This window comes from Vibrio sp. Vb2880, assembly GCF_033337975.1.
Lineage (GTDB): Bacteria > Pseudomonadota > Gammaproteobacteria > Enterobacterales > Vibrionaceae > Vibrio > Vibrio alginolyticus.
In genome coordinates this window covers 174,425-186,561 of sequence record NZ_JAWORT010000009.1, presented here as the reverse complement: position 1 = coordinate 186,561, position 12,137 = coordinate 174,425, and the positions used below count along the sequence as shown (strand labels likewise).

Annotated in this window: 15 protein-coding genes; 10 read left to right on the top strand and 5 right to left on the bottom strand. The window is 42.7% G+C overall.

What is annotated here, in order from left to right; translation table 11 throughout:
* Nucleotides 1-117: 117 nt before the first annotated feature.
* Nucleotides 118-312, bottom strand: a complete 195-nt coding sequence (locus R7M92_RS12530) for a CPXCG motif-containing cysteine-rich protein (protein ID WP_017634925.1) — start codon at nt 310-312, stop codon at nt 118-120.
* Between the two features lie 253 nt (nt 313-565).
* On the bottom strand, nt 566-1,432 hold the full coding sequence (locus R7M92_RS12525) for a fructosamine kinase family protein (protein WP_318133498.1): 867 nt from the start codon (nt 1,430-1,432) through the stop codon (nt 566-568).
* Between the two features lie 224 nt (nt 1,433-1,656).
* Here R7M92_RS12525 and R7M92_RS12520 point away from each other — a divergent pair, with 224 nt between their 5' ends.
* The 3 genes from R7M92_RS12520 (at nt 1,657) to R7M92_RS12510 (ending at nt 4,128) form a co-directional block, all read left to right on the top strand.
* Entirely contained in the window at nt 1,657-2,631 is a 975-nt protein-coding gene (locus R7M92_RS12520; RefSeq protein WP_021033872.1) for a response regulator, read from the top strand.
* Nucleotides 2,631-3,593 (top strand): GGDEF domain-containing protein, encoded by a 963-nt coding sequence (locus R7M92_RS12515; protein ID WP_025766666.1) that lies wholly within the window; start codon nt 2,631-2,633, stop codon nt 3,591-3,593. Before R7M92_RS12520 ends, R7M92_RS12515 begins: the two co-directional genes overlap by 1 nt.
* Before the next feature lie 190 nt (nt 3,594-3,783).
* On the top strand, nt 3,784-4,128 hold the full coding sequence (locus R7M92_RS12510; RefSeq protein WP_005377620.1) for a DUF3802 family protein: 345 nt from the start codon (nt 3,784-3,786) through the stop codon (nt 4,126-4,128).
* A gap of 45 nt (nt 4,129-4,173) precedes the next feature.
* On the opposite strand, the gene R7M92_RS12505 is transcribed toward R7M92_RS12510, so the two are convergent.
* Entirely contained in the window at nt 4,174-4,668 is a 495-nt protein-coding gene (locus R7M92_RS12505; protein ID WP_025998640.1) for an NlpC/P60 family protein, read from the bottom strand.
* Nucleotides 4,669-4,802: 134 nt separating this feature from the next.
* On the opposite strand from R7M92_RS12505, the gene R7M92_RS12500 reads away from it, so the two are divergent.
* From R7M92_RS12500 to R7M92_RS12480, 5 genes are all read left to right on the top strand, one after another.
* A complete protein-coding gene (locus R7M92_RS12500) occupies nt 4,803-6,821 on the top strand; it encodes a methyl-accepting chemotaxis protein (protein WP_172563272.1) in 2,019 nt (672 codons plus the stop codon).
* A gap of 207 nt (nt 6,822-7,028) precedes the next feature.
* Nucleotides 7,029-7,448 carry an NUDIX domain-containing protein gene (locus R7M92_RS12495; protein ID WP_054574143.1) on the top strand — a complete coding sequence of 140 codons (420 nt, stop codon included), beginning with the start codon at nt 7,029-7,031 and terminating at the stop codon, nt 7,446-7,448.
* On the top strand, nt 7,438-7,851 hold the full coding sequence (locus R7M92_RS12490) for an NUDIX hydrolase (RefSeq protein WP_206959219.1): 414 nt from the start codon (nt 7,438-7,440) through the stop codon (nt 7,849-7,851). The genes R7M92_RS12495 and R7M92_RS12490 overlap by 11 nt, the downstream gene beginning before the upstream one ends.
* A gap of 198 nt (nt 7,852-8,049) precedes the next feature.
* Entirely contained in the window at nt 8,050-8,430 is a 381-nt protein-coding gene (locus R7M92_RS12485; RefSeq protein WP_318133496.1) for a hypothetical protein, read from the top strand.
* 48 nt (nt 8,431-8,478) lie between these two features.
* Nucleotides 8,479-8,697: a hypothetical protein gene (locus R7M92_RS12480; protein WP_005389537.1), complete on the top strand. Its 219-nt coding sequence runs from the start codon at nt 8,479-8,481 to the stop codon at nt 8,695-8,697.
* 103 nt (nt 8,698-8,800) lie between these two features.
* On the opposite strand, the gene R7M92_RS12475 is transcribed toward R7M92_RS12480, so the two are convergent.
* Complete coding sequence (locus tag R7M92_RS12475; protein ID WP_225491399.1) at nt 8,801-9,616, bottom strand: sterol desaturase family protein; 816 nt, start codon at nt 9,614-9,616, stop codon at nt 8,801-8,803.
* Nucleotides 9,617-9,756: 140 nt separating this feature from the next.
* On the opposite strand from R7M92_RS12475, the gene R7M92_RS12470 reads away from it, so the two are divergent.
* Both R7M92_RS12470 and nagK read left to right on the top strand, forming a co-directional pair.
* Nucleotides 9,757-10,506 carry a tRNA-uridine aminocarboxypropyltransferase gene (locus R7M92_RS12470; protein WP_213870157.1) on the top strand — a complete coding sequence of 250 codons (750 nt, stop codon included), beginning with the start codon at nt 9,757-9,759 and terminating at the stop codon, nt 10,504-10,506.
* Between the two features lie 175 nt (nt 10,507-10,681).
* The gene (gene nagK / locus R7M92_RS12465; protein ID WP_213870156.1) at nt 10,682-11,590 is read left to right on the top strand and encodes an N-acetylglucosamine kinase; all 909 of its coding nucleotides are present in this window, start codon (nt 10,682-10,684) and stop codon (nt 11,588-11,590) included.
* 219 nt (nt 11,591-11,809) lie between these two features.
* Here nagK and R7M92_RS12460 read toward each other — a convergent pair whose 3' ends face one another.
* Nucleotides 11,810-12,076, bottom strand: coding sequence for a DUF2960 domain-containing protein (locus R7M92_RS12460; protein ID WP_005377584.1), 267 nt, complete (start codon nt 12,074-12,076; stop codon nt 11,810-11,812).
* Between the last annotated feature and the right edge of the window lie 61 nt (nt 12,077-12,137).

Here is a 12,137-nt window from a genome sequence, read left to right as displayed (position 1 = left end):
TTGGCGCTGGACTAAACAAAGGCCCCCTTTTAGGGGGCTCACACAAAGCCACCTTCTTTAGAAGGTGGTAATTTACTTAAGCGTTTTTACATTTCTGATGTTCACATGCTCGAGCTGCTATTCGTAATTGTCATCGATAAATAGTTCGACCTTATCTTGTAACTCATCCACTCGCATATTTAGGTGGATAGCGTGGCAACAAGCTGGGCAATCATCATAAAATTCTTGGTCACCATTGCTTGCATCCAATGTAATGCCGATAGAATGTCCGCAATGCGGGCACTTTACATACCTTTCGGTATAATTTTTCATACAACAACTCCTAATCTCGCAGGGCTTTTAAACACACTATTCATCAAGGAAGTACAGCCCTTTACTTACTTTGCCTACAAGGAAAATAGGCACAATCCAAAGTTAAGTCTCCTTTGATATTAGGCAGAGTTGTTGCTAATTGAGTCGAAATAAGTACAAAACTTGACCCCAAACTCAACCTTGAGCTTAGGGTGATTTTCTGTAGTGATGTGCCTCGAGATTTTACATCTTGAAATATGCAGTGGCTTCCAAATTAATAAGAAATGATTTTATTAATAACCAGTTGAGCCTGTTCCAAGTAATGGCCGCCAAACAAATTACAATGGTTGAGAACATGGTAAAGGTTATAGATATCTTTACGTTCCTCATAGCTTGAAGAAAGTGGCATAACCGATTCGTAGCCTTGATAAAATTCTTGTTGAAATCCACCAAAAAGCTCTGTCATCGCAATATCACACTCCCTGTCCCCCCAATAGCACGCAGGATCGTAACAGATAGGACCGAATGCAGTGAGTGCCGCATTTCCATTCCATAAATCGCCATGCAACAAAGAAGGTTCCGGAGCATGGTTTGCTAGCCGCTGTTTTACGACATCGATAAAGTCATCGATATCAACCAAGGTGACGCCTTTTTCTTTAAGGAGCTGTAATTGCCAACCTATGCGTTGCTCAGCAAAGAATACACACCATTTCTTGTGCCATTTATTGGGCTGTAGAGTCGAACCGAGATAGTTGTCGGTATCAAAACCAAACTCTTTTTGCTCGCCCCACTGGTGTAGGTGAGCTAATTGCTGCCCAAATTTAAAGCTGTTGGGACCATCTTCTAATGGTTTCGTTGGAAGGTAGTTAAGAATTAGGAATGAGGCATTTTTGGTTTTACCAACCAATACCACCTCAGGTACAAATAGGGTGGATGTTTCACGCAAAAGATGCAGGCTTTCAGCTTCTACCTCAAATTTAGACAAAAACTCGCGATCGTTAATTTTCACAAAATAACGTTGCTCGCCATCATTGATCATGTAGCTTTCACTGATATCCCCACCAGACAGCCTTACTTTTTCCGTGATCTGGTAATCGAACAATAAAGTATCAGAAAGCTGTTGCGATATTGCTTGCCACATACAAAACCTCGCGAATCTATTTGACCACCAATAGTTTAGGATAAATAGCAGGGAGTTGGCGCTATGTTGAGCATACTTAGTAAAGAAACCTTCCTCTTAGTGTAGTCAATTTGTATAAATGTGAATCAAATCGCTTATAAGCCTCTGATTTGTTGGCTTAGCATATGGAGATGAACGTTTACAACAGGTATTATGATTTTTTTGACGTTAGTTCCATTGGTGGCATGAAAATACTGATATGTGATGACTCAGCTGTTGCAAGAAAGCTTATTGCGCGTTCTATCGTACAAGATACATCATTGCATCTTATTGAAGCGCAAGATGGTTATGAGGCGCTTAATATTCTTGCTGAGCAAAATATCGATATTTTGTTTCTCGATTTAACGATGCCCATAATGGATGGTTTTGAGGTCCTCGAATCATTACCTGTTAGTCAGTACCCGACCAAAATCGTCATTATTTCTGGAGATGTTCAACAAGAGGCAAAACAGCGCTGTCTCGATCTTGGTGCTCAAGCTTTTATCGCTAAGCCTCTGACAGAAGAGCAGGTGCTCCCACTATACGAACAATTAGGGCTGCATTATGCGTTCAAACCTAGTCATTCGGTTGATTCTAAAAACCAGGGTTGCGAAGAGCTTTCCTTACTAGCCAAATTCCGTGAAATTGCGAACATTGCCCTTGGTAAAGGGGCTGCGATTATGGCCGACCATTTACATGAGTTCATCCAACTTCCTGTTCCTCATGTTGGACCTTTGTCCTACGGCGAGCTTCATATGACACTGGTTGATGTGGTTGGGCGTGACAGTTCCGTTGCGGTAGCGCAGAGGTTTGTCGGTGGTGGTATTCACGGAGAGGCACTGGTGTGCTTACGTGGTAGGGATATCAATCAGATTGGGGAAAAATTAGGTTACCTCCTTGAGTTTACGCCTCATAATGAAATCATCTTGAATATCTCTAACCTACTGGTTTCGTCATTTCTCACGTCGTTAGGCGATCAACTCGACAAGCAATTCTCACTTCGTCAGCCAGGCATTGTGGATACCTTAACACCTTATTGTGAAGAGCAAGGCGAGTTGGGCGAGCTCTTTACTATCGAATACACCTACATGGCAGAAGCGCTCGATTTCGAGTGCGAGGTACTGTTTTTAATTGATAAGCCATCCGTAGAAATAATCTATGAAATCATGGAGCTAATCTAATGTCCGATATCACGCTGGACATAGCAGACTTTCATTGGGTCACACAAATTCTCGATACGATGGATTCAGGGCTTATTGTTTTGGATCAAGAGTATAAAGTGTGTGTGTGGAACAGTTTTATGCAGTCATACAGTGGCGTTCTATCACAAGAAATTCTTGGTGAATGTTTATTTGAGCATTTTGAAGAGCTGCCAAGAACTTGGCTAGAAACCAAGATAAAAGCTGCCGCCGATCTGGAAACTCGTTCTTTTTCTAGCTGGGAAAACCGACCGTACCTTTTTAAGTTCAACAATTTTTCTCCGGTTTCAAACAGCAGTGATTTTATGTATCAAGATATCGTGATCACGCCGTTAATTGGGCTTTCAGGAGAGGTCAGCCACATAGCGATTCAAGTCAATGATGTTTCTGAAACTGCGAGAAATCGCATTCATTTGAAAGAAACAAATCAACATTTGTCGGAAATCAGTCGCAAAGATGGTTTAACAGGTTTATTTAATCGCGCTTATTGGGAGCAATCATTGAAAGATGAGTTTGCTCACTTAAAAGTTATCGACGGACCATGCTCATTAGTAATATTCGATATCGACCACTTTAAGAAGGTGAATGATACTTATGGTCACCCGACAGGGGACGAAGTCATTCGTCGAACCTCTGCCTTGTTGAGAAAAACAGCAAGAAGCAGTGACATCTGCGGTCGTTTTGGTGGTGAAGAGTTTACGGTACTACTTCCTCACACAAACCAGGAGCAAGCTTGCTATTTCGCAGAGCGTTTGCGCAAAAGAATTGAGCAAGAGATCGTGAAAGTGGAAGATTTTTTGATTAATTACACGATAAGTATTGGTGTTTGCGAGTATAAGCCTTATTTTGAAACTCACACTCAATGGTTAAAGAGTGCCGATGCTGCGCTGTATCGTGCAAAAGAAAATGGTCGTAACCAAACCTGTTTGCATGAAAATGACTGAAATATAAAAAGGTTTGAAGAAACCCTGTATCCGAATTCAGTGAAGCAAAGCTCAATTGTTTGAAAATCATCCAGTTGGTTCGTGAATGTTTGTTAATATGAAATAAGTTAATGAAATTTTCTCGGCATGTCTTACTATTGAAACTATTCTGCTTTCAGCTTCGAAGGCTTGCAATAAACGGAGAAAAACAGTGGTTTTAGAAACCGATGGATATCTCGCTCTTATCGAGCACTTGTCTCTAAATCTAGATATTTTTACGACCGAAATTGGCGACACTGGATCCGAAAGCATCGAAGATGTTGTCACCGATATGGTGGCTTCAAACATCATGGCGATTTTTGAGCAAAATCCAGAACTTCACTCGAGCGTACGCTTCAAATTGTTGAAAGAGGCTGATGCAGTTGTTGAAGATCTTGGTGAGATATTGGCTGGGGTATGGCATAAAAAAGCGACCAATGAACAGATCACGTTCCTTGATGAATACATCGCTCTGGTCAAAAATCTGTTCGATAATGCTGTTGCGACTTACGACTGATATTGTTTTAACTTACAGCAATGTCCGGTTAAAGAGTGAGAGGAGTTACATTGTAACTCTTCTTATTTGCCAAAACTTAGATGCCCAGTATGGGTTGTCGATTCTTGAAATAATCACACCTCTAGACGTCGATGCATGCATGAACTGCTTGTTACCCAAGTAAATTCCGACATGATAAGTTGTACGTCTTGTTTTAAAAAACACTAGATCCCCTTGCTTGGCATCCGTCCAACTTAACTCCACACCTTGCTTTGATTGCTGCTTCGTTGTCCTTGGTAACGAGAGCTGATAAGCCTCAATAAACGCTTTTTGTACAAATGCTGAGCAATCAATTCCAGATTTCTGTGTCCCGCCTAAGCGATAAGGCGTGCCGTGCCACTCTGTGTAAAAGTCGAACAAGTCAGGGTTGTCCGACAATAGCTGATTTGTAGGTGTTGTCACTTGTGCTTGCTCACTAGGCTCAGGCCCAGAAGAGCAGGCGCTTAGTAGCACACTGATTATCAAAGGAAAATATACTCGACGCAAATCACCACCTGTCATCTCTATGACCCACAACTGAAATATTAGTGTCATAACCAATCCATAGTATGGGCTGCAAATCACGGTTTTGTCTCACAAATGTGACGGAATCACTGCAGAACCGATTCAACCTTAAGAAAGAATAAAAATTGATTATGGCAAAGCGAAAACGCTCACGCACATCACTTTCACTGATTCAGGCTGTCAGTGCAACATTTTTAACTATCATTGCTCTTGTTATAGCCCTTTCTGTCTCAAGTTTCAAAGGAATGGAACAGGTAGGGGAACAATTTGAAGACTTGTCGCAAAAAGCATTACCCATCGCGATGGCAAACGCAAAGTTAACCAGGAATGTATTGGAGATGGTTAAGCTACTCAACCATGGTATGCAGATTACTGAGCCGAAAGAGTTGCCTCTCATAAAAGAGCAAATCGACTCTCTTGCAACTCAAAGCACAACTTTGGTTGTGAAAGCGTCTGGTGTAGCTCAGCAACTCTCGGAGGAGTTAGACACCAAACTAGCGCGTTTACATAACATCACGCAGTCCATTTTGTTGAAGCAATCTTCGGTGATACAAATTCAAATGGATATTGATGCCGCTGTTGGTGGTTTTCGTTATGGGCTTAGCTCTATCGGCCCGGAAATGAATCGAATCAGTTCGTTCCTTAGTGCTGATAATCCTGAGTCGAGCGATGCCGCTAACCGTTTCATTGCTTCTGCAAGCTCAATGGAAAGTACGTTCTTAGTCATGATGATGCACTCAGAATTAAACAAAGCCGAAAAAGAATACCGAGAAATGCGAAATCGCATAGCAGGTATTAAACTCGCCTATGAAGACTTCCAATCTTTCCATCCTGAAGTAAGTGAATATGCAAGCTTAACCGCACCATATGAGATGGTGAAACAAGGCTTTAGTGAAAAGGGCGTGCTGCGTTTGATCCTCGCCAAACTAGAACAAGGGGAATTGCAACGTTCAGAGTTTAAACAGGCTTCGATGCTTGCGGATGAAACCATGCGGTTACTTGATCAAATCTCCCAAACCGCTGGTCAGTTGATCGATGAAAAGGAGCGGGTGGTCAACGAGACCATTGAATCGGTGAGCGTTGTGCTCGTGTTTGCGGCGTGTGTGATTTCTTTTATTATTCTGGTTACTTGGTTTAGTCTCAAGTCATGGACAAACCGAGGGTTAAGGAATGTACTAACGCGTCTTTCAGCACTTACCGAACATGATTTTCGTGACAAGGCAGAAGAAGTTGGCCCCTATGAGCTGAAAGAAGTAGCACGAAAGTTGAATCAAGTAATCGATTCCACACACGACTCCATTCAAACGGTGACGCGCAATTGTGAAACGCTTTATCAGACGGCAGAAGTAAGTCACAGTGCAGCCGAACAAACAAGTGATGGGTTGGCAACACAAAATGAAGCGTTGTCGAGTATGATCACGACCATAACGCAGCTTGAAGCCTCTATTCGTGAAATAGCAATGGTGACAAATGCATCTTCACAGGACTCGCTCCTTGCAACCCAACACACTGAAAAAGGGGTTCAAGTCGTGGAACAAAACCGCGAACGTTTGGAGTCATTAGAAAGCTCTTTGGATGTAAATGAACAGTCAATGTTAGAGCTAGACCAGAGTGTTAAACAGATTCGTGAAATGGTGGATATGATCAGTGGGATCGCGGACAACACCAACTTACTTGCTCTCAACGCGGCAATAGAGGCTGCCCGTGCTGGTGAGCAAGGGCGTGGATTTGCGGTTGTCGCTGATGAAGTTCGCAAACTTGCAAGTGATACCTCTCAACAAACTACGAACATCCGAGAAATGATGAGCGAGCTTATTACTGCCGCAGAGCGCTCGCGCCAAGCAGTTAATGATTCAAGAGAAGAAATGACCCACGCGCTACAGTCCAGCAATGAAGTGAAATCGACATTCTCTGATATCAACCTCGCGGTTAAGCACATTCAAGAACGTGTTGAGCAAATCTCAGTTGCTACAGAAGAACAAGAACGAGCGACGGCAGATGTATCTCAATCCATCACACATATTTCTGATCTTGGCGAACGCACAAAGCTGCAGCTTGAGTCTATGGTTGAGAGTTCTGAGCAAGTGGCGGAAATTGCTGGGCACCAGCAAGCAATGCTGCACAAGTATGAGCTTCATCAGACCAAGTAAATGAGATGTTTCCACCGACTAAAAGCAGAACCTCGGTTCTGCTTTTTTGTTACGGCTACTCATTTAATGGCTCCTATTTGCATTGCAAAAGTGAGTTACATCTCATCTCGTTCATTTCTAAAGGGTTTAGTTATCACAACGTGATGTTAATGCTTTGTTCGAGGGACTCGTTGACTAGAATGTCGCCAGAATTCAAAGGAATGAATCATGCAGTTATCACAAAGAGCCAGCCTCATACTAGTTAATCATCACCAAGAACTTTTGCTTATCCATCGCGTTCGAAACGACAGACAGTATTGGGTTTTCCCTGGCGGCAGTGTTGAAGCAGGTGAGGAACCTGTTGAAGCTGCTAAAAGAGAAGCGCGGGAAGAAACCTCAATAGAACTTGGTTCGGTTAAGAAAGTTTTGGAACTCGAAAATCAAGGTCGCTTAGAAACCTATTTTCTTTCTTATGTAGGGAACTTAAAAGTGAAACTAGGGAGTGGGCCAGAGCAAATCAGAAAATCAGATGTTAATCAGTACCATTTGAAGTGGGTGCGTGTAGAGCAACTTCACTCGATTTCTTTATATCCAGAGAAAGCTAAAGCCTTTTGCTTGAACCATAAGGAGTGGTTTTGTGATCGATAAAGTTTGCCCCGTCGTTCTACGTAATCAAAATCAAGAGATCCTACTTTTTAAACATCCGTTGGCGGGTGTTCAGCTCGTCAAGGGCACTGTTGAAGTGTTTGATGAAAGTTACATCATAGCGGCCAAGCGGGAGCTCGCTGAGGAGTCTGGTATCACACATGTTCGTTCCGCACGATATTTATGCTCATGGGACAGTGGCTTTCAAAATCAAGTATGGCATTTTGTTTTGTGTGAGTGTGCTGACCTCGCTAATTCATGGCTGTTTCATACGCAAGACGATGGTGGACATGATTTCGCGTTCTTCTGGCACGATGTCGAGAGCGGCCTTCCCGCGAATACACATACTGTGTTTCAGCGCGGGCTGGAAAAGGTACGAGAGTTGATAAACCAAGGCGTGATTTAAAGGAGGGTTCTGTCGTTGCATTGGCGGATTTGGGACAATGACAAAGCAAACACTATGCTAAATAAAGAAGGTAGAGCAGCCGTTACTGTTCTCATCGTGTTGATAATGGCACTGTCGATCTCAAAAATGGCGATGGGATTACAAATGTTTAAGTGACTTCTATATGCTTTGCTCATTCATTCAGATAAGGAAACGGTAATGGATAAATTCGTCGTGTTTCTCTTATGCCTTTTTATGACAGTTGGCGGAGTGGTTCATCTTTATGACAACATTGTTGGTGGCTTTTTACCTTACGATTTTGCGCCACGCTGGTTGAATATGTATTGGAGCTCGTTGGGGCTGTTAGACTTATTAGCAGCGTATCTATTGGTCAAGCATCGCCGCTCTGGCCTAGTCGTTATGTTATTGATTCTTATAACCAATGTTATCTTTAGTTCCCACGCTAACTATACATTAGAAATATTAGATAACAACGTCGCCCTACAAATGAAGACACTGTTTTTAGGGTTCTCATTTGGGGTATCTATCTGGTTATGGAATGCGCGAAAACATAGTCAATCGCGCCAAATATTTCGTTAATTATTATTTTCACAACACTCGATTAAGGATTGTAAACAGGGACTCGTTATGAACGATTTTAAAGACTTGGCCAGTTTTGCTGGTTTCAGCGTACTGACAGGTTTGAGCTTTGCCACCACTTTCTTCAGCCTTGCTTTTCTATACAGCTCAATAGAGGCACAGCAAGTAATGAACACCAATGCTTTGGCATGTGCAGTGCTTGGTGTTGTTGGTTTATTTGTTGGTATTACTCAGTTAAACAAAAAGCGTCAGCTAGCAGAAAACTAATCTGTTCTTACACATCATGAGGATGAAGTAGTGTTTAACAGGGGTTTAGGCTTGGTCTATTCGTTTTGTTGACATACTTCATCCAACAATATTTTTTCAACCATTACTTCTTCTCTTTATTGTAGCGAAAGGGCTGCGTTAAAAGCTTATCTAATCTTTGCTCTTCTTCGTCTCTAATTTCCGGCACACCAATAACAACATCATCATGACCCAACTTAGGCTGAGCTCGGTATGTCCCAAAAAAGCGGTCCCAAACTGAAAGGAAAAAACCAAAGTTTGAGTGGGTCTCTTTTACTATCACTGAATGGTGCACGCGATGCATGTCTGGTGTAACGATGACGTTTCGCAGTTTTTGGTCTATGGATAAAGCCAGTTTTGCATTACTGTGATTAAACATCGCGCTCGCATTAAGCACAATTTCAAATACCACAATTCCGATAGGTGAAACACCTAAGATAAACACGGCTGCAATTTTTACTCCCATTGAAATGATTATTTCGAAGGGATGAAAGCGTGCGCCTGTAGTGACGTCTATGTCGAGATCGGCGTGATGCATTCGGTGAATCTTCCACAGCGGCTTTACATGATGAAAGACAACATGCTGAGCGTAAATGACGAAATCAAGCAAAATGACGGTTAGAAAAATATTTAACCAAGCGGGGAGGGACAGAATATTGAGCAGCCCCCACTGTTGCTCCTGAGCTATGACCGCAGCTTGAAAGGCGGCGATAGGCATGATTAAAGCAATAACTAGGCTGTTAAAAGCGACCAATGACAAGTTATTGACCCAGCGAAACCTGCGCGAAGCGGTCAGTGTTTTTCTAGGAAATTTGTTTTCCCAAATGGCACAAAGCAATAATACGCCAAGGAAAAAGCCTAATCTGAGCCATGAGGGTTCTTGAAATGTCGTTTCTGTCACTGTCATTCCCTTATTTATTTCTTTATCTATGACCGAGATAAGAGTGAAATTATTTCAACACACTGCTGATGGGCTTATCTTGAGGCGAAACCATAATATCAGTAGAATCGTGCTCTACTTTTTACTTGGCATTACTTACCATGAGAATTCACGCTTTCCACCGTTTATATCAGTACCGACAATCTATCTCAACCAAGCCTTTCAACGCGCGTGGATGTAAAGTGGCTCGTTGCCAATATTGCCAGGTTTCTGAGCAACACTGTTTGTGCGACCTTCAGCCAAACATCAAGGCCAATATTGCATGTATGTTGATTGTTTCTGAAAACGAAGTGTTTAAGCCAAGTAATACCGGTCGTCTAATCGCTGATACGATTCAAGAGACTTACGTGTATCAATGGAACCGAACAGAACCGTCTGAAGAGATGCTAGCGCTACTACAGGATGACAAATACCAACCGGTGATTGTATTTCCTGCAGACTATGTGGATGATCCCTCTCGTTTAATTGAAGATCTAGAGCCAGGGCGATTGGTAAAAGAAGATGTCGAGAACAAAAAATGGTTGCTGATCTTTATTGATGGTAGCTGGCGTGAGGCACGAAAGATATTCCGTCGTTCTGATTTTCTTAAATCTTTGCCTGTGCTTTCCATTGAGCCGGAATCTCTGTCTGAATACATCATGCGCCGCTCCGAGAATGAGCAGCATCTTTCAACCGCCGAAGTCGCGACATTAGTTTTAAAACAAGCTGGTGAGCCTAAAGCTGCGGAATGCCTTCAATTGTGGTTTGAAGCCTTCAGAGAAACTTACATGCTGAGCAAGACTCGAGTCAAAAACGACCCTAACCAGCCACACTTGAAACGTTTCAAAGAGTGGATGAAAACCGAGAGCTGACTCTAAGGAATGAGCTTTTGTTGATGGTATGTTGTTCAACTGGCTTCGGTGAGGGGATAAATCTGCATTCGGTCACGGTTTGCAGGCGTACAGATATGGATAATGCCATCAGTTTATACTTTTGACTCTAGCCATTTTTGAGAGTCGTTTGAAGCATTTTTTAGGAGAGAAATACATGTATTACGGCTTTGATGTCGGTGGCACTAAAATTGAATTTGGTGCATTTAACGAGAAGCTTGAGCGTGTAGCGACGGAACGTGTACCTACACCAACAGACAACTACGAGCTGCTGGTTGATACCATTGCGGAATTGGTGAACAAATACGATACAGAGTTTGGCTGCGAAGGTACGATTGGTCTTGGCCTACCAGGTATGGAAGACGCCGATGATGCAACGGTACTAACAGTTAACGTTCCTGCGGCAAAAGGCAAACCACTTCGTGCTGATCTGGAAGCTAAAATCGGTCGCAGCGTAAAAATTGAAAACGATGCAAACTGTTTCGCGCTTTCTGAAGCCTGGGACGAAGATCTTCAAGATGAACCATCTGTACTAGGTTTGATCCTTGGTACTGGTTTTGGTGGCGGCTTTATCTACGAAGGTAAAGTATTCTCTGGCCGCAACCACGTAGCGGGTGAGGTGGGTCACACACGTCTTCCTATCGACGCATGGTTCCACCTGGGCGAAAACGCACCATTACTTGGCTGTGGCTGTGGCAACAAAGGCTGTTTAGATAGTTACCTATCGGGTCGTGGCTTCGAGCTTCTTTACGCGCATTACTACGGCGAAGAGAAGAAAGCGATCGACATTATTAAAGCGCACGCAGAGGGTGAAGAGAAAGCAGTAGAGCACGTCGAGCGCTTTATGGATCTGCTAGCAATCTGCTTTGCAAACCTGTTTACTGCAACAGACCCACACACCGTTGTACTTGGTGGCGGCTTATCTAACTTCGAATTGATTTACGAAGAGATGCCAAAACGCATCCCTAAACACTTATTGTCTGTGGCTAAGTGTCCTAAGATCATCAAAGCAAAACACGGTGATTCAGGTGGTGTACGTGGCGCTGCGTTCCTAAACATCAAGTAGTGACTGAAACCTTACTCGATATAAAGTAAGAAGAAATTTAAAGCCCCGTTTAGACTTTCAAGGTTAAACGGGGCTTTTACTTATATACCGAAGTAACTTGTATACCCAAGTAACTCATATACCTAAGTAATTTCGGTATGCTCGGGTATGGATCATGAACAAAAGTAGCATGCATAAAAAACTCACGACGAATCGTGAGTTTTCTGTTTGCAGCTAAGCTTATTTGTTCTTTTTACCTACGCCTAGGTTTTCTTTTTGAGCTAGGGTGATTTTGCTAAAGCCTAATTTTCTGAAGTAGTTGTCGCGGTAGTTTCGCACCGCTTTAGTGTCAGACACTGCTTCGATTTGTTGCTCCATCTTTAGGAACTCAGTGATATCGATACCTTCTGCCTCTGCAACTGCTTCTTGAATGTTGCGGTGTTGCTGGTATGAGAACGTCAGTTCTTTGTCTTGGTCTTTGTAAGTGTAAAGAATGGTGCGAGCCATAGCTGTCTCTCTAAAAAGGTTTCTGTATTAAACAAAAAGGCCAGACTCGCTGACCTTTGAA